Below are 17,550 nucleotides of genomic sequence, written 5' to 3'. Positions count from 1 at the left end.
TCTCCACCTCACATGAATACGTATGGGTTCACATCGATACTCATTTGATATTCTTTCTTGCTGATTGCTTTGGCTCTCGCTTGCTGTAATCGTGCCAGCTCCACATAGAGTGCTTCGGGTTGTTTTGTTTTAATGAATACTTGATAACGATAGGCGTTCTTCAACTTCGATAACGGTGCCGGCATCGGTCCATTCAAGCGACTATTCTCCACGTGCGCTTGTAAAAAGTCTGATGCGAACAATTCTGCCTCGGCCTTGGCGACAAGGGGATTTTCCGCCGAAAACGTGACGAGCGTTAAAAACCAGTAAGGCGGATGATTTCCGACTTGTCTGAGTCCCATCTCTTTGGCGAAAAATGTCTCATAATCATGTTCACTCGCAGTCTCAATCACATAATGGTCCGGGTTATACGTTTGGACGAACGCCTCACCCGGAAGTTTTCCGCGCCCGGCTCTTCCTGCCACTTGCGTGACAAGTTGGAAGGTGCGTTCGGTCGCCCGAAAGTCAGGCATCCCGAGTGTCGCATCCGCCGCGAGTACCCCGACAAGGGTGACGTTTGGGAAATCGAGCCCCTTGGCAATCATCTGCGTGCCAAGTAAGATGTCGGCCTCCCCTTCTTCGAAACGACGCAACAACTGCTCATGTGAACCTTTTCGAGACGTCGTATCCTGGTCCATTCGGATGATGCGCGCTTCTGGAATCCGGTTCAACAGTTCCGTCTCGATTTTTTGTGTGCCCGACCCGAACTGTTTGATTTTCTTACTATTGCAGGATGGACACGTCGACGGCATACCGACCTCATAACCGCAGTAGTGACACTTCAACCGATCTCCATATTGATGATATGTCAAATTGACGGCACAATGCGGACATGTCATGCCTTCCCCGCAGTCCCGGCACATGACGAACGTCGTGAATCCACGACGGTTCAATAAAATGACGCACTGCTCTTTTTTCTCGATCCGGTCGAGAATCCCTTGGAACAATTCTTCCGAGAACATCGTCGTATTGCCTTTCGCCAATTCACGGCGCATATCGATAATGTGGACCGGTGGCATCTCTCCACCATACCGTTCTTTCAAATGCAAATAGTGATAGACGCCTTTTTGTGCCCGAGCATACGATTCAAGTGAAGGGGTCGCACTGCCCAACACGACGGGACACCCATGATAGCGGGACCGCCAGATGGCAACATCGCGCGCATGATAACGAGGATTTTCCTCTTGCTTGTACGTCGTCTCGTGCTCTTCATCTAAGATGATGAGACCGAGTCGGTCGAGCGGGGCAAAGATTGCAGAACGGGCACCAACGACGACGTCGACTTCATTTCGTTTAATCTTACGCCACTCGTCGTACTTCTCACCTTTAGACAGAGCGCTATGCAACACGGCGACCCGATCGCCGAATCGACGCTTGAAGCGTTTGACCATCATCGGGGTCAAACTGATTTCAGGAACGAGTAAGATGGCCTGCTTGCCTTCATCGATGACTTGTCCGATTGATTCTAAATAGACTTCGGTCTTCCCACTCCCCGTCACACCGTGGACGAGTAACGTCTCACCCGCTTCAGCCTCCTGTATGGCCAAGACGGCACTTGCCTGACTGTCATTCAATTGAACCGATTCCTCGACTTGCTCGATTGTCGCGTACGGGTCACGGTTCAACTCGACCTCGGTCAATCGAACCGCTCCGAGGTCGGCAAGTTTTTGCAGTTGTGGACGAGTCAGACCAATTTGACGTAGTGCCGACCAATACATGCGTGGTGTCTCCTTTAGTAAGTTGACCGCTTCGAGTTGCTTTTTCGCACGTTTTGGCACGACCGTTGCATCGAGGAGCTCGACGACGACGTCGGTCTTAACAGTCTTCTTTTCTTTTAAGACGGGCGCTAAGATCAGCTCCCCTTTTTTAGCGAGTCCAAGAATGACCGATTGGACTTCTTTCGGATACTCCGATAAATGCGTTCCGAGACGGACCCCATCAGGCACATGCCCTTCTTTGATTTCTTTGTCATAACTCACCTTGAGCGCGGCCGGAAGCATCGCGAGCAAGGCGGATGAACGAAAGCAAAGTGTCGTCTCTTTCACATGAATAGATAAAGCGAGCAGTTCATCGGTGAGTGAAGATTCCTCATCTAACAGCGCTTCTAACGGTTTCAATCCATCTCTCGTCCCATCTGACGTACCGACGACGATCCCGAGCAGACGACGGGACCCGAATGGGACAGAGACGCGCATGCCCGGTTCAATCAAAGCCTCAAATTGTTCAGGTACTTCGTAATCAAACGGACGATCAATCGTGATCACCGGTGCATCGACATGTACATGTGCAATCATCGGACCGCTTCCTTAAAATGTGTGAGCAACTCGAACGCTAACGCTTTCTTCGATTGTTTCGGAAGTCTAAGTGACGTCCCGTCAGCTTGGAACAAGACGACTTCATTGTCGTCTGCCCCGAATCCGACGTCACTGCCAGACACATCGTTCGCCACAAGGTAATCGACGTTCTTTCGCTTTAGCTTAGCTGCCGCATGCTCCTCGAGTCGTTCCGTCTCAGCAGCAAATCCGACCAACACTTGATGGGTCTTCTTCTCACCGAGTGATTTTAAAATGTCTGTCGTTTCTTCAAGTTCGATCGTGAGTGGACCGTGAACTTTTTTATGTTTTTCCGAATGCACCGTTTTCGGACGATAATCCGCAACTGCCGCCGATTTCACGACAAGGTCTGAAGCCTCAAAGCGGCTCGTCACTTCGCGCAGCATCTCCTCACTTGACTTGACGGGAACCGCTGTCACGCCATCTGGGACAGGAACTTGAAGCGGGCCATGGACGAGCGTGACACGGGCGCCCATGTCTCGAGCCACCTCAGCGAGTGCGACGCCCATTTTTCCAGACGAATCATTGGATAAGTAACGGACGGGATCGATGCGTTCGACAGTCGGGCCAGCCGTGATCAAGACATCTTTTCCAAGATATAGTTTCGGGACGAATTGGCTTTCGATGATGCGAACCAAGTCTTCCGGTTCAGGCAGACGTCCCCCACCAATCCATCCGCAGGCCAAGTTGCCGACACCAGGTTCAATCAACTGATAGCCATATGACTTTAGCGTCTCGATGTTGCGCTGTGTGGCAGGATGTTCGAGCATGTTCACGTTCATCGCCGGTGAGATGATGACCGGGCACTTCGCAGCCAAAACGGACGTCGTCATGAAGTCATCCGCAATCCCGTTCGCCAATTTTGCGATCGTATTTGCCGTCGCCGGGGCCACGACAATCAAATCGCTCGAGTCGACGACATCGATATGTGCAATCTTTGTCGGGTCATGCTCTTCGAACACGTCCGTATAGACCGGGTTGCGACTGAGCGCCTGGAAGGTCGCCTGACCCACGAATTGTTCTGCCGACTTCGTCATCGCGACGCGAACATTCGCTCCGGCTTGAACCAATTTCGATGTGAGCGCACACGCCTTGTAGGCGGCGATGCCACCACTCACACATAACAAAATAGTACGATCCTTCACCATTCCCAAACTCCCCCTTATAGACAATGAGACCCAAGTCGCAAACGACTTGGGTCACACTTCATCCGTTGTTTTTTTCGTTCACGATGATTGTCGTATCACCCGAAAATAGTTCTTCTAACGCTTGACCGACCGGCTTATATGATTTTGGCTCGGCGACTTTCGGTGCTTTTCCATCTTGAATCTGACGCGCCCGTTTTGCAGCGACCGTAACGATCGTGTATTTTGACGGGATAGTACGTTGTAAGGCATCAATCGAAGGGTATAACATTAAATGACCTCCATCATGGCTTTTTTATAGAGTGACGCAACACGTTCACGTTTACAATGCTCGGCTGTCACGATCGCTTTAATTCGATCGATGGCTTTGTCGACCTCGTCGTTCGTGACGACATAATCGTAGGCGTCCATCAACTCGATTTCTTCACGCGCGACGAGCAGGCGTTGCTTAATGACTTCTTCTGACTCCGTGCCTCGTCCGATGAGACGATTGCGAAGTTCTTGAAGACTTGGTGGTGCCAAGAATAAAAAGACGGCTTCTGGGAGAAGTTCCTTCACTTGGAACGCCCCTTGCACCTCAATTTCAAGAATGACATCTTGGCCGCTTTCGAGCGTTTCACGCACCCACTCTACAGGCGTCCCGTAATAGTTACCGACAAATTCGGCATGTTCAAGCAGTTCTTTTTGTTCGATCATCCGTTCGAACTCTTCTCTCGATTTGAAGAAGTAATGCACTCCTTCAACTTCCCCTTCACGTGGTTTTCGGGTCGTCGCCGACACCGAATATTGAAGGTTGTTGTCCTCTTCCTCGCGAAGAGCACGGCAAACGGTCCCTTTTCCGACACCGCTCGGTCCAGACAAAACGATTAATAATCCTCGTTCTTTAAAATTCACTGCAAGCCCTCCATCTTCTAACATCACATTTAATTATAATAGCAGTCAATCAATTGTCCCGGCAAGAAGAAGTTCGGATTTCCTACTCCATCGTACCATATTTTCTGTTTTTCTGATAACGTAGAGACAGAAAATGAACAAAGGTGATGAGATCATTGGCTTATGATGGATTAATGACATATCGTGTCGTACAAGAATTACAATCGCTCGTCGGAGGGCGAATCAACAAGGTACATCAACCGTATTCGCTCGATTTGATGCTTCAAATTCGCTCGAATCGTCAGAACGCGCAACTCTTGATATCAGCAAACGCGATGTATGCCCGTCTTCAGTTGACGGATACACCGATTAAAAACCCACAAGAACCGCCGATGTTTTGCATGATGCTCCGCAAACATGTGGAAGGTGGATTCATCACGGCGGTCGAACAAATCGGAAGGGACCGTGTCATCGTCATATCGGTCCGCTCTCGTAACGAGCTCGGCGATGAAGAATCGAAGAAAGTATACATCGAATTGATGGGGCGCCACTCGAACGTCGTCTTGACGACGGAAGAAGGCAAAATATTAGATGCAATCAAGCATCTACCCCCTTCTCAAAACACGTATCGAACCATCATGCCGGGTAGTGACTATCTCCTTCCTCCGGAACAACATAAGTTCGATCCATTGACGGAGATGACAGAAGGATTGAAACGAATCGATTGGAACGCCGGCAAGCTCGATAAACAGATAATTTCCACGTTCGCCGGTGTCAGTCCGCAAATCGCACAGGAAGTGGTTCATCTCGCAAAAACGCCGAATCGAGATTCCTTACAGCAAGCATTTGAGAACGTCCTTCGTCAACTCGATGGTCCCTACGTTTTCCAACAACTTGCGAATGGTAAAGAACGATTCGCTCCGATTGCATTGACAGCCGGGGACATCGAAACCGAGGAAACGTATGAATCGAGTAAAGAAGTGCTCGACCGTTTCTACTATGAAAAAGCGAACCGTGACCGTGTGAGACAACAAGCGCACGATGTCGAACGTCTCCTTAAATCAGAACTCGAAAAGAATCAATTAAAACGGCGTCGTCTCTTAGACGACATGAAGGCGACGGAGCGGGCGGATGAGTTACAAAAATACGGCGAGCTGTTGACGACGTATCTATTCCAACTCGAGAAAGGGATGCGTGTCGCCGAAGTCGTCGATTATTATGACGAGAACGGTGCAATCCTCTCCATTCCGCTCGACCCACTCAAAACACCGAATGAGAATGCGCAGCAATACTATAAGAAATACAACAAACTAAAAGTAGCCAAAGTCGAAGTGAAGAAACAGATGGAGTTGAACGATGCAGAAATCGAATATTTAGAGACGCTCATCGCCCAACTCGACGTCGCTTCCCCGTCCGATCTTCTTGAGATTCGCGAGGAGCTTGCAGAAGAAGGCTACATCCGTCAAAAACGTCAAAAGAAAAAAGCAAATCCGAAAATTTCGCTTGAAGCGTACACGTCCTCGACCGGAACAGAATTCTTTGTCGGGAAGAACAATACGCAAAACGACCATCTGACGTTCAAGTTCGCACGACGTGATGAGATTTGGCTTCATGTCAAAGATATTCCTGGGTCTCACGTGATTATCCGCTCGACGGAACCAGACGAGACGACATTACTAGAAGCCGCATCAGTCGCCGCCTACTTCTCGAAAGCACGCGCATCAAGTGGCGTGCCTGTCGATTACACACGCGCCCGTTTCGTGAAAAAACCGAGCGGTGCGAAACCGGGATTTGTCATCTATACAGATCAACAGACCGTCTACGTGACTCCGGATGAACAATTGATGAAGTCATTGAAACACTCGTAAACATGAAGACCCGTCATGATCATGGCGGGTCTTCTACGTATAGAGTTCAGATTTTCGGATCATGCTTAAACGCCTCGAGCTGTTCATGATAGTCGAGCAAATGCCCGTGTAAAATTTCTGAAACGGATAAATCTTCATGTGGAAGTTTGAAGAGCGAATAGGGCTTGTCACATGTATAGAGAATGTCGTGATGATGCGCTAGTAAATATAAAAATTCTGACTCAAATGCCTGACGCTCTTCCTCGCTCATCAACAGGAAAGCTTCTCGATGCTCGGCGAGGCTCTCTAGCAACAAGACCAGCTTGTCTTCAAGGTGAATCAACAAACGGTATTGCTTGATCGTCATATATTTCAATTTGACGTTCGTCACTTTCATGTCCTCTTGGAGCATCATATGAAGCTCCTGATGGCCAAGAATGCGGGCTCGCGTTTCTAGCAGCTCTGCCGGGGAACCGACGAGCTCTCGCCAGTGATGGAACAAGTAAGAAGAAGTCTTACGTACCTCGTTCAATAACCGGTCCTCATAACGAGGAGGCATGAACGCGTAATTGACACCGAGTGAAACGAATACACCAACCGCCGTTAATAGAGAACGGGTCCACGCATAATGGAAGAAGTCCGATGTAGGACTTTCGAGCATCATGACGATGGCAAATGCCGCATACGTCGACATGTGGGTTTTATCGAACGTCGTGTTAAGCGTGAGCGAAACGATGACGGCTAATCCAATCGAGAGCGGATTGACACCGAACAAATAGACGATGAAGAGCCCGCACATAAGACCGACGACCGTTCCGAATATGCGACTGAATACGATTTTAGACGATCGCTTGACGGTCGGTTGCATCGCCACAACTGCTGCGATGGCTCCCATCCCTGAATAAATCCCGAAGATATACCACGAGATGGCGACGGTGATGGCGACGGCAATTCCAGTTTTTAACGTACGTAACCCGATTTTCGGGATGTATCGTTGTCCATTCATTTGAGTTCGACCTTTCCTGTCTCAGAAATCAGTTCCACCACCGGTCGATTCGATGTCGACAATTGATACACACCCGGTTCGACTTCTTCGTAACGGTCGCTACTCGAGATTTTTCCGGTCGTCGTCACGTTCACTTGTCCTGTCGCATGTTTCGGCGCGTAACTAAGCGTCCCAGCTTCCGTTTGGATGGTCATCGCTTGATTGACGACAACATCGCTGACGGTCGCATGACGATAAGAGCGAATGTCACCGTTCACAAGTCGTGCCGATTCGATGGTCGTATCGCTTTTCGATTCAATCCGTAGACGATCACTATCAATCTGTTTCAAATTGACGGCATTCACATCCATAACAATCGTCTTCGCATTCAATCCTTGTCCTGTCACCTGCTCCGCTCCCAGATGAACCGATGTCATCGAGCTCGGCAAAGCGACTTTAATTTTGTAGCGCGACGGTTCATCGCTCGCTCGACTTCCGAAATAGCTGAACCATCCATATCGCTCGACGACGTAGATGGTATCCCCGACTGACTTGACTTTGATGCGGCGTTCTTTCGAATTAGTCTGCATCACTTCAATCTGTACCTTTTCATTTGGACTACGAACGAATTCCACATTCCCATGGTCTGTTTCGAGTCGCAATTTCTTCATTTGATATCGGTCTTCATACTGGTCTCCTAGCGCTAATAAATGGCTGAACACAAATAAATTCACTAAAAAGAGCGCTGGGATAATTATCAAGACGAGACCGAAGGCGACTTTACGATGTTTTGGAATTGCACGAAATCGTGCGTTCCATGTCTTCTCTTTGCTTCTTGAATACGCCATATGCCTCTCCTTTTCGAATCACTTCCGTTATTTTACCATGAAGTATGACATATGCCGAATCGAAAAAGAATCCGCCCGAAGGTGGATTCTTAAGAGGTGACGAGGTCGCTCCAGGCACGAGGATCTTCTTGCCAGTCGCGAAGCGAATCGAGCTCCGAACGGTTTAGAACGCCCGTACTCTCTGCCACTTCAATCAATTCTGAGAACGTTGTCAACGATGTTGCCGTCAGATCTGCATCGCTTAGATTCTTCTGAAGAACCGGTAATCCGTACGAGAAGATGGCTTGAATCCCAATGACGTCACCACCCGCCTGACGAATCGCCTTCGCCGCATCGATACTCGACATCCCGGTCGACAATAAATCCTCGATGACGAGTACTCGAGCGCCTGCCTCGAGTCTTCCTTCAATTTGATTGCCTTTCCCATGCCCTTTTGCACTCGAACGGACATAAATGAATGGAAGCCCGAGTCGGTCAGCGAGCAATGCCCCGTGAGGGATACCTGCCGTGGCCGTCCCTGCGATCACATCGACATCGGTCGGATTCACTGACTTCACCAATCCATCGACGATGACTTGACGCACTTTCGGATAACTGAGTGTGAGTCGATTGTCGCAGTAGATCGGACTCTTCAATCCGCTCGACCATGTATACGGCTCAGTCGGTGATAGTGTGACGGCTTCAATCTGTAAAAGTGCCTCAGAGATTTGTTTCATTCATTTGTCCCCATTCCTTCATAAATTGGTCGTACATGGCCATCGGATCAGTCGCACGTGTAATCGGTCGGCCGACGACAATTGAGTGAACGCCCGCCAATCTCGCTTCCTGTGGCGTCGCGATACGGACTTGATCATCCTCGGTTGCACCGAGTCGGATGCCAGGTGTGACCGTCATGAACGTGTTCCCTAGTTTTTGATGAATCGCTTTCGCTTCTTGAACGGATGCGACTACTCCGTCAAGTCCTGCCTGCTTCGCAAGTGTCGCTTGTCTGAGAACGGCTAGATCGAGTCGTCCAGCAATCCCGAGCTCTGTCTGCATCATTCGTTCATCTGTCGACGTCAACTGTGTGACCCCGATCAATCGAGTCGTATCGTTTGCCTGACGTAACCCGTCTAACGCATAACGCATCATCTTTTCGCCGCCTAATGTGTGGACATTCGTCACAGCCACCCCGAGCTTTCCGATTTGTCGCATCGTACGGCGTGCCGTCTCCGGGATATCGTGTACTTTCACATCTAGAAAGACCGGATAACCCTCATCGACCAATTCTTCGACAAAGCGTGCGCCTTCCCGATAAAAGAGTTCCATCCCGACTTTGACAGCCGGTCGGTTTGAAAATCGTTTTAACAAATGAAACGCTTCGTCCCGCGTTTCAACGTCAAGGGCGAGATACAAGTTGCGCATAGGCCTTCCCCCTCACATCCAAAATATGTTCGATTCCGAGTGAATCAAGTCGTGCCGGTAACGCTTCAATGATTTCCTGACAGACGTATGGATTTTCAAAGTTCGCCGTCCCGACGGCAACGGCAGACGCCCCCGCATAAATAAACTCGAGCACATCGTCGACCGTCCGAACCCCGCCCATGGCGATGATGGGAATGTCGACCGCTTGTGCGACTTCATACACCATCCGGACCGCTACCGGTTTGATGGCTGGACCGGATAACCCACCGATTCGGTTCGCTAAAATCGGTCGACCTGTCTCGATATTGATTCGCATCCCTACGAGTGTGTTGATCATCGTCAAGCCGTCCGCCCCGGCTGCTTCGACGGCTCGCGCCATGTCGGTGATTGACGTGACGTTCGGAGACAGTTTGACATAGACCGGCTTACTTGAAGCCGCTTTGACGAGTCGTGTAAGTTCTGCGGCCATCACCGGGTCCGTCCCAAACTGCATGCCTCCACATTTCACGTTCGGACACGAGATGTTCAATTCAATGGCTTTAATCGTCGGGTCGGCACTGATTCGACGGGCGACTTCCACATATTCATCTGGCGTCGAACCGGCAACGTTGGCGATGATTTCCGTGTCGAACGTCGAGAGAAATGGTAACTTTTCTTCGATGATCGCATCGACTCCCGGATTTTGAAGACCGATCGCGTTGAGCATACCCTGTGCCGTCTCGGCAACACGTGGGGTCGGATTACCGAATCTCGACTCCTCCGTCGCTGCCTTGATCATGATGCCTCCCAAAATCGAGAGGTCGTACAACTTCGCGAATTCCTCCCCAAATCCGAAACATCCGGAAGCCGGAATGATTGGATTTTTTAAACGAAGACCTGGTAACTCGACATTCAATCTCATAACAGCACCTCTTCCGCATTGAATACCGGACCGTCACTACAGACTTTCACATAGCCGTCCGGCGCTTGACAGACACAGGCAAAACAAGCACCGATGCCACAACCCATCCGATTCTCGATCGAGAGATATCGTTCAGGAATTGGTGAAGCGGCGACTGCTTTTAACATCGCTTCCGGACCACAACTGAACAACACATCGGCTTGGATGCGTGCGAGGGGGCCAGTGACGAAGCCAAGTTCCCCGTGAGTACCGTCTACTGTCGTGATGATCGTCTCACCAAGTTCACGAAAGGTTTCTTCATAAAAGACGCTTTCTTTTGAATCAAACCCGAGAATCGCAATCGTTTCAATCCCCATCTCATGTAGTCGACGTCTGACGTAGTAAAGCGGTGGGACCCCAATCCCACCTCCGACCAGGACGACTCGCTTTCCATGTTGCGCCAGTGGAAAACCGTTCCCGAGCGGACCAAGGACGTCTAGCGTGTCCCCCACTCGATTCCCTGCCAGCTCAGTTGTCCCTTCCCCAATCACTTTGTATAAGAAGGTGATTTCGTCCCCCTCGACGTTCGCCACCGATAACGGCCGACGTAACAGACCGGACGTCTTGATGTGAAAGAACGTCCCAGGGGCGACCTCCACCCCAGGGCAACGTACTTTCATTTCCATCGTCGCTTTGGCGATTTGCCGGTTGCTCACAATCGTCACGTCATGTCTCATACCATCACCCCGAACGTTGTGAATGCCGGGATGCTGACCGTCTGGAACGACAGGCTTTCAATGACTTGTAACAAGGCTTCGACCGTATCGAGCGAGGTCAGGCAAAGCGTACCCTGTTCGGCGGCCGTTCTTCGAATCAAGAACCCGTCTTTCGTGACGAGTGCGTCGCGGCTCGTCGTATTGATGATCAAGTCGACGTCTCCACGCTCGATCACACTGAGCATCGTCTCACCGTCTTCTTGAATTTTCCCGACTCGACGAACACGCATCTGTTCCACTTCAAGACTATCAGCCGTCCCACTCGTTGCCATGAGGCGGAAACCGAGGCGGTCAAATCGTTTCGCCAAGGCGATGGCCTCGTCTTTGTCATGGTCGGCAATCGTCATGAGCACGTTCCCTTTCAAGGCGATGTTCATCCCTGCTGCAACGAGCCCTTTATAGAGCGCTTTTTCGAGTGTCCGGTCTGTCGCCATGACCTCTCCTGTCGACTTCATCTCGGGACCGAGCGATGGGTCTACCTCTTTCAATTTCGCGAACGAGAAGACCGGTACTTTGACCGAAATACTGTCCGACTCAGGATGAATGCCTGTCCCAAGACCTAGTTCTTTCAAACTCGTCCCAAGAATCGTTTGTGTTGCAATCCGTGCGACCGGTAACCCCGTCACTTTCGAGATGAATGGGACCGTCCGACTCGCACGTGGGTTTACCTCGATCACATACAGGTCATCCGCATAGACAAACTGGATGTTGAGAAGGCCTTTGATGCGGAACGCTTTCGCCAACTTGATCGTATAATCGACGACTTTTTGTTTCAGTTCTTCACTGAGTCGTTGAGGCGGATAGACGGCAATGGAATCGCCTGAGTGTACGCCGGCACGTTCGATATGCTCCATGATCCCTGGGATGTAGACGTCCGTCCCGTCACAGATGGCATCGACTTCAATCTCAATTCCTGTCAAGTAGCGATCGATGAGAACCGGTCGATCTTTCGAGGCGATGACCGCATGTCGCATGTACCGCTCGAGCTCTGACTGTTCATACACGATTTCCATCGCCCGTCCACCGAGGACGTACGATGGTCGAACGAGTACCGGATAGCCGAGCTCATTCGCACATGTGACGGCCTCTTCCACGTTTGTCGCAGTCTTTCCTGGTGGTTGAGCCAATCGTTCCGCTGACAATGTGGCTTCGAACGCCTTTCGGTCTTCGGCACGGTCGATATCTTCCAGCGTCGTCCCAAGAATTTTCACGCCGTTCGCTTCTAACGATGCCGCCAAGTTAATGGCAGTCTGTCCACCGAATTGGACGATGACACCTAGCGGGTTTTCGTTCTCGATGACCTCTAATACGTCTTCTGTCGTCAACGGTTCGAAGTACAATCGATCGGAGATGGAGAAGTCTGTCGAGACCGTTTCCGGGTTGTTGTTGATGATGATGGCTTCATATCCTGCATCTCGAATCGTTTCGATTGAGTGAACGGTCGCATAGTCGAACTCGACACCTTGTCCGATTCGAATCGGACCTGATCCAAGGACGAGGATGGACTCCCGGTCTGTCTTCACCGCTTCGTTCTCCACTTCATATGTCCCATAAAAGTATGGTGTCTCAGAAGCAAACTCGGCCGCACACGTATCGACCATCTTATAGACGGGACGAATGCTCCATTCTTTCCGTTTCGTGCGAACCGCTTCTGTATCCATCGACAGCATACGGGCGATTGCCACATCACTGAACCCTAGACGTTTCACATCCAGTAGACGTTCTGACGTCAACGGCTCCTTGATCAGTTGTTGCTCTGCCTGCCAGATCCGGTTCAATTTCTGTAAGTAGAATCGATCGATTTTTGTCAGTTGGTGTAGCGTTTCTACCGTGTATCCGCGACGAAGGGCCTCATAGACGATGAACAAACGCTCGTCTGTCGGATGAATGAGTCCATTCTCGAGCTGTTCTGTGTCTAATGCTTGAAGTTGTGGAAGGTGGAGTTCTTCCATACCCAGTTCAAGCGAGCGAACCGCTTTTAGCAGAGCCTCTTCTAAATTCCGACCGATGGCCATGACCTCACCCGTTGCCTTCATTTGTGTGCCTAAGCGGCGATCCGCGGACTCAAACTTATCGAAGGCGAAGCGTGGGATTTTAGCGACGACGTAATCGAGCGCCGGTTCGAACGAGGCGTAGCTCGTCTCTGTGACCGGGTTTTTCAATTCTGATAGCTTGTAACCGACAGCGACTTTCGCAGCAAGCTTGGCAATCGGATAGCCTGTCGCTTTTGATGCGAGCGCTGAGCTCCGTGAAACACGTGGATTCACTTCGATGACATAGTACGTGAAACTGTCTGGGTCGAGTGCGAATTGGATGTTACACCCACCCTCAATACCGAGTGCCCGAATGATATCGAGCGAGACGCTGCGTAACATCTGATAATCCCGATCTGATAGCGTCTGCGTAGGGGCGAATACGATCGAGTCACCGGTGTGGACTCCAACCGGGTCAAAGTTTTCCATCGCACAGACGATGATGGCTTGGTCACTCGAGTCACGCATGACCTCGAACTCGACTTCTTTCATCCCGGCAATCGATTTCTCCAACAAGACTTGCGTAACAGGACTCGCCTTTAATCCAGATTCAACGATTTGCTCGAACGATTCCCGGTCATGGGCAATCCCGCCACCAGTTCCCCCGAGCGTGTACGCAGGTCGGATGATGATCGGGTATCCGATCCGTTCCGCAAATCCCCAGGCAGACTCGAGCGTATGGACAATCTCACTTTCAGGTACGCCGTGACCGAGTTCGAACATCAAGTTACGGAACTGTTCCCGGTCCTCCGCCTGAACGATCGCAGACAATTTTGTTCCAAGAAGTTCCACGCCACAATCCCGCAGGACGCCCCGTTTGTCGAGTTCAAAAGCCAAGTTCAAACCCGTCTGCCCGCCAAGCGTGGCAAGGAGTGCATCCGGACGTTCCTGCCGGATGATTCGCTCGACGAATTCTGGTTCGAGCGGTTCGATATAGACACGGTCCGCCGTCGTCGGATCTGTCATGATGGTGGCCGGATTCGAGTTGACGAGGATGACTTCGTAGCCTTCTTCTTTCAAGGCAAGACATGCCTGTGTACCAGCATAATCAAACTCCGCTGCTTGTCCGATTACAATCGGTCCTGATCCGATTACGAGGATTTTCTGAATATCTGGTCGTTTTGGCATGTCAAATTCCCACTTTCTGTTTGTTTTCTTGTACGAGTTGCATGAATCGGTCAAATAAGTCGTTGGCGTCGAACGGTCCCGGTGCTGCCTCCGGATGATACTGTACCGAGAAGGTCGGGTGATGGAGATGTCTTACCCCTTCGATCGTTCCGTCATTGACCGCACGGTGTGTGACGATGAGCGGTGTATCGAGCAGTGACGTTTCCTCAACCGCATATCCATGGTTTTGAGAGGTGATGGTCACGGCACCGGTCTCAAGCTCGAGCACCGGATGATTCGCGCCACGATGTCCGAACGGAAGCTTGAATGTGTTCGCACCGTTTGCGAGAGCAATCAGTTGGTGACCGAGACAAATCCCGAACATCGGTGTCGTCGGCATCAGTTGCTCGATGAGCGGCAGTGCCGTCGGAACGTCTTTAGGATCTCCTGGTCCATTTGACAACATGATGCCGTCCGGCTCATACCGTAATACGTCCTCTGCCGTCGCATCGTGTGGGAAGACGACGACCTCACAATCTCGTTTCATCAACTCGCGCATGATTCCAAGCTTCGCCCCGAAGTCGATCAAAGCAATGCGAGGGCCAGCTCCCGTACTCACATATGTCCGCTTCGTCGATACGCGTGCGACTTGATCGTTCGGCGATTCTTCATCAAAACGGGTTCGTACCTCGTCCCACGTCAACTCTCCATCGATGAGGACACCGCGCATGACCCCTTTCGCTCGTAAATGACGTGTCAACATCCGTGTATCGATATCCGAAAGTCCCGGAATGCCGAAGCGGGTGAGTGTCGCATCGAGTGTCGCCGTTGAACGGAAGTTCGATGGCGTATCGCATGCTTCTTTCACGATTAACGCTTTTGCCATCGGAATCGTCGTTTCAAAATCCTCACGATTGACACCATAGTTCCCGATCAATGGGTTCGTCAGTACAATCATTTGGTCGCAGTATGATGGATCTGATAAGATTTCTTGGTATCCTGTCATACCTGTCTGGAAAACGACTTCCCCCATCGTATCAGCCGGTGCCCCGAATCCTTTACCGACAAAATTCATTCCATCCTCAAGCCATAATGTTCGTTTCATCAAATCGCCCCTTATATACAATTTCGCCGCCGACCATCGTCATGACCGGCCATCCAACAAGCTCTTTCCCTGCGAACGGTGTATTCTTTCCTTTTGAGTAAAATGTCGTAGGATCGACCGTGCGAGACGTTTCCGTATCGATGAGAATCAGGTCCGCATCCACCCCAACTTTCAATTCTCCTCTCGATAAACCGAATACGTCACTCGGACGTTTCGTCATCCAGTCGAGCAACTGATGCTCCTCCATGACGCCAGTTTTTACAAACGTCGTGTACAGAAGTGGAAGGGCAGTCTCGAAGCCGGTAATTCCAAACGGAGCCCGCTCTATCCCTTGTGCTTTTTCTTCTACTGTATGGGGGGCATGGTCCGTTGCGATCATATCGATCGCCCCGTCAAACAATCCCTCAATGAGGGCCTGTCGATCATCCTCGCTTCGGAGCGGTGGGTTCATCTTGAAGTTTGCATCGAGCCCAGGGATATCGTCCTCGCTCAAGACAAGATGATGCGGCGTCACTTCTGCGGTCACGTGGATGCCGGCTCGTTTCGCATCCCGAATGACACGAACCGATTGGCGGGATGAGACGTGACAGACATGATAATGACACCCTGTCTCTTCAGCAATCAAAACGTCGCGAGCGATATGGATGCTCTCCGCAAGGCTCGGAATTCCTTGAATGCCATGCGCCTCACTGAATTTGCCCTCGTGGACCGACCCGGCCTTTAACGTATTGTCCTCACAGTGGGCGACGACCGCTTTGTTCAATCGTTTCGCTTCACGCATGGCTTGTCGCATCATCGCCGCCGATTGGACACCGACCCCATCATCCGTGAAGGCGAAGGCATCTGCGAGCGATTCCATGTCGACCTGTTCTTCCCCGAGCTGTCGTTTCGTGATGGCGGCGTAAGGTAACACACGTACGACCGCATCTTGCTCGATTTTTTGAAGGAGGACGTCCATTGTTTCGCGATTGTCAGGAACCGGTCTCGTGTTCGGCATCGAGCAGATGGTCGTAAATCCTCCTGCCGCTGCCGCCATCGTCCCCGTCTGAATCGTCTCTTTCGCCTCGCCCCCTGGTTCACGCAAGTGGACGTGGACATCGACGAGTCCTGGTGCGAGTAGATAGCCTGATGCATCGAGGACTTCTTGTCCCTCGGTCTCCCCTTTATAGTCGAGTGATTTTATCTTTCCGTCTTTCACTTGAATGGATGTCGTACGCTTCGTTCCCTTGTCATACCATGTCGCGTTTTGAAGTATCATTGTTGTCCTCCTAATGCTCGATTTAAGATGCTCATCCGGGCATACACCCCATTCTTCATTTGCGGGAAGATGCGTGACCGTTCATGCTCGATCAGACTTCCCGCAATCTCCACATCCCGATTGACCGGAGCCGGGTGCATGATGATGGCGCCTGCCTTCATTCGCTCGACGCGTTCGACCGTCAAACCGAACTGTGTGTGATACTCTTCTTTCGAGAAGACGTCTCCCATGATATGGCGCTCGTGTTGTACACGGAGCAACATGATGACGTCACATTCGCCTAAGATGTCATCGAGTTCTTTTCGCTCTAGCCCCATCGAATCGTCCCACCAAGAGGCAGGACTACAACCGACCACGTTTGCTCCGAGGCGCTTCAAGACGCTTGCGTTGGAGCGAGCGACCCGACTATGGACGAGGTCACCACAGATGGCGACGTTCAATCCTTGGAACGTTCCGAACTCTTCAAAGATGGTAACGAGGTCGAGCAACGATTGAGATGGATGTTCCCCGCTCCCGTCCCCTCCGTTCAACACCGGGATATTCAACTTTTCGATGAGTTCGTGATAATAGCCTGCTTCCGGATGTCGAATGACGAGTGCATCCACACCGATGGCTTCGAGCGTTTTACACGTATCGTATAGCGTCTCGCCTTTCGTGACCGATGACGTCGTCACATCGAACGGAATCTCCTGCATGTTCAAGTGGCGTTCGGCCATTTGAAACGAGTTTTTCGTACGTGTCGAGTTTTCAAAGAACAGGTTCGCTACGGTCTTCCCGTCAAACAGAGGAGGAAGATCTCCTTGCTTGTAGCGCAATGATTCTTCAATCATGCCCATGATCTCTTCAAGGGAAAGTGTGTCCAAACTGACGAAGTGTTTGACCGGTTTCACGTTTGTTTGCATCGTATTCAATGTTCG

Annotated in this window: 15 protein-coding genes; 1 reads left to right on the top strand and 14 read right to left on the bottom strand. The window is 50.9% G+C overall.

The window, feature by feature from the left end; all coding sequences use genetic code 11:
* Positions 1-8: 8 nt before the first annotated feature.
* From priA to gmk, 4 genes are read right to left on the bottom strand one after another with little or no spacing between them, the layout of a single operon-like run.
* Positions 9-2,333 (bottom strand): primosomal protein N', encoded by a 2,325-nt coding sequence (priA, locus tag GVY43_RS01905; protein ID WP_159562070.1) that lies wholly within the window; start codon positions 2,331-2,333, stop codon positions 9-11.
* Positions 2,330-3,520: a bifunctional phosphopantothenoylcysteine decarboxylase/phosphopantothenate--cysteine ligase CoaBC gene (gene coaBC, locus GVY43_RS01900; protein ID WP_159562069.1), complete on the bottom strand. Its 1,191-nt coding sequence runs from the start codon at positions 3,518-3,520 to the stop codon at positions 2,330-2,332. The genes priA and coaBC overlap by 4 nt, the downstream gene beginning before the upstream one ends.
* Before the next feature lie 58 nt (positions 3,521-3,578).
* Complete coding sequence (gene rpoZ / locus GVY43_RS01895; protein WP_015881337.1) at positions 3,579-3,788, bottom strand: DNA-directed RNA polymerase subunit omega; 210 nt, start codon at positions 3,786-3,788, stop codon at positions 3,579-3,581.
* Complete coding sequence (gene gmk / locus GVY43_RS01890; protein ID WP_031421596.1) at positions 3,788-4,435, bottom strand: guanylate kinase; 648 nt, start codon at positions 4,433-4,435, stop codon at positions 3,788-3,790. The genes rpoZ and gmk overlap by 1 nt, the downstream gene beginning before the upstream one ends.
* A gap of 131 nt (positions 4,436-4,566) precedes the next feature.
* Between gmk and GVY43_RS01885 the strand changes: the two genes are divergently transcribed.
* Positions 4,567-6,258: an NFACT family protein gene (locus tag GVY43_RS01885; RefSeq protein ID WP_201302240.1), complete on the top strand. Its 1,692-nt coding sequence runs from the start codon at positions 4,567-4,569 to the stop codon at positions 6,256-6,258.
* Positions 6,259-6,304: 46 nt separating this feature from the next.
* Here the strand turns inward: GVY43_RS01885 and GVY43_RS01880 are convergent, their stop codons facing one another.
* The 10 genes from GVY43_RS01880 to GVY43_RS01835 form a co-directional block, all read right to left on the bottom strand.
* A complete protein-coding gene (locus GVY43_RS01880; RefSeq protein ID WP_074037299.1) occupies positions 6,305-7,243 on the bottom strand; it encodes an aromatic acid exporter family protein in 939 nt (312 codons plus the stop codon).
* Complete coding sequence (locus GVY43_RS01875; protein WP_159562067.1) at positions 7,240-8,070, bottom strand: hypothetical protein; 831 nt, start codon at positions 8,068-8,070, stop codon at positions 7,240-7,242. Before GVY43_RS01875 ends, GVY43_RS01880 begins: the two co-directional genes overlap by 4 nt.
* A gap of 89 nt (positions 8,071-8,159) precedes the next feature.
* A complete protein-coding gene (gene pyrE, locus GVY43_RS01870) occupies positions 8,160-8,786 on the bottom strand; it encodes an orotate phosphoribosyltransferase (RefSeq protein WP_159562066.1) in 627 nt (208 codons plus the stop codon).
* Positions 8,770-9,474 (bottom strand): orotidine-5'-phosphate decarboxylase, encoded by a 705-nt coding sequence (pyrF, locus tag GVY43_RS01865; RefSeq protein ID WP_159562065.1) that lies wholly within the window; start codon positions 9,472-9,474, stop codon positions 8,770-8,772. The genes pyrE and pyrF overlap by 17 nt, the downstream gene beginning before the upstream one ends.
* Positions 9,449-10,375 carry a dihydroorotate dehydrogenase gene (locus GVY43_RS01860; RefSeq protein WP_074037305.1) on the bottom strand — a complete coding sequence of 309 codons (927 nt, stop codon included), beginning with the start codon at positions 10,373-10,375 and terminating at the stop codon, positions 9,449-9,451. The genes pyrF and GVY43_RS01860 overlap by 26 nt, the downstream gene beginning before the upstream one ends.
* Positions 10,372-11,091 (bottom strand): dihydroorotate dehydrogenase electron transfer subunit, encoded by a 720-nt coding sequence (locus tag GVY43_RS01855; protein WP_159562064.1) that lies wholly within the window; start codon positions 11,089-11,091, stop codon positions 10,372-10,374. Before GVY43_RS01855 ends, GVY43_RS01860 begins: the two co-directional genes overlap by 4 nt.
* Entirely contained in the window at positions 11,088-14,291 is a 3,204-nt protein-coding gene (gene carB / locus GVY43_RS01850) for a carbamoyl-phosphate synthase large subunit (protein WP_159562063.1), read from the bottom strand. Before carB ends, GVY43_RS01855 begins: the two co-directional genes overlap by 4 nt.
* A gap of 1 nt (position 14,292) precedes the next feature.
* Positions 14,293-15,375: a carbamoyl phosphate synthase small subunit gene (locus GVY43_RS01845; protein ID WP_201302239.1), complete on the bottom strand. Its 1,083-nt coding sequence runs from the start codon at positions 15,373-15,375 to the stop codon at positions 14,293-14,295.
* A complete protein-coding gene (locus tag GVY43_RS01840; RefSeq protein ID WP_159562061.1) occupies positions 15,353-16,633 on the bottom strand; it encodes a dihydroorotase in 1,281 nt (426 codons plus the stop codon). Before GVY43_RS01840 ends, GVY43_RS01845 begins: the two co-directional genes overlap by 23 nt.
* The gene (locus GVY43_RS01835; protein ID WP_159563628.1) at positions 16,630-17,535 is read right to left on the bottom strand and encodes an aspartate carbamoyltransferase catalytic subunit; all 906 of its coding nucleotides are present in this window, start codon (positions 17,533-17,535) and stop codon (positions 16,630-16,632) included. The genes GVY43_RS01840 and GVY43_RS01835 overlap by 4 nt, the downstream gene beginning before the upstream one ends.
* Positions 17,536-17,550: the final 15 nt, after the last annotated feature.

This window comes from Exiguobacterium sp. 8H (genome assembly GCF_902506255.1).
In the GTDB taxonomy this organism is placed as follows: domain Bacteria; phylum Bacillota; class Bacilli; order Exiguobacteriales; family Exiguobacteriaceae; genus Exiguobacterium; species Exiguobacterium profundum.
The sequence above is the reverse complement of the archived record's forward strand: the minus strand, read 5'-3'. Positions and strand labels throughout refer to the sequence as shown.

Coding starts and splice junctions, on each gene's coding strand:
- GVY43_RS01835 (WP_159563628.1), bottom strand. CDS start 17,535: ATGCAAACAAACGTGAAACCGGTCAAACACTTCGTCAGTTTGGACACA.
- pyrF (WP_159562065.1), bottom strand. CDS start 9,474: ATGCGCAACTTGTATCTCGCCCTTGACGTTGAAACGCGGGACGAAGCG.
- gmk (WP_031421596.1), bottom strand. CDS start 4,435: ATGTTAGAAGATGGAGGGCTTGCAGTGAATTTTAAAGAACGAGGATTA.
- GVY43_RS01845 (WP_201302239.1), bottom strand. CDS start 15,375: ATGAAACGAACATTATGGCTTGAGGATGGAATGAATTTTGTCGGTAAA.
- pyrE (WP_159562066.1), bottom strand. CDS start 8,786: ATGAAACAAATCTCTGAGGCACTTTTACAGATTGAAGCCGTCACACTA.
- priA (WP_159562070.1), bottom strand. CDS start 2,333: ATGATTGCACATGTACATGTCGATGCACCGGTGATCACGATTGATCGT.
- rpoZ (WP_015881337.1), bottom strand. CDS start 3,788: ATGTTATACCCTTCGATTGATGCCTTACAACGTACTATCCCGTCAAAA.
- GVY43_RS01840 (WP_159562061.1), bottom strand. CDS start 16,633: ATGATACTTCAAAACGCGACATGGTATGACAAGGGAACGAAGCGTACG.
- coaBC (WP_159562069.1), bottom strand. CDS start 3,520: ATGGTGAAGGATCGTACTATTTTGTTATGTGTGAGTGGTGGCATCGCC.
- GVY43_RS01855 (WP_159562064.1), bottom strand. CDS start 11,091: ATGAGACATGACGTGACGATTGTGAGCAACCGGCAAATCGCCAAAGCG.
- GVY43_RS01875 (WP_159562067.1), bottom strand. CDS start 8,070: ATGGCGTATTCAAGAAGCAAAGAGAAGACATGGAACGCACGATTTCGT.
- GVY43_RS01860 (WP_074037305.1), bottom strand. CDS start 10,375: ATGAGATTGAATGTCGAGTTACCAGGTCTTCGTTTAAAAAATCCAATC.
- carB (WP_159562063.1), bottom strand. CDS start 14,291: ATGCCAAAACGACCAGATATTCAGAAAATCCTCGTAATCGGATCAGGA.
- GVY43_RS01880 (WP_074037299.1), bottom strand. CDS start 7,243: ATGAATGGACAACGATACATCCCGAAAATCGGGTTACGTACGTTAAAA.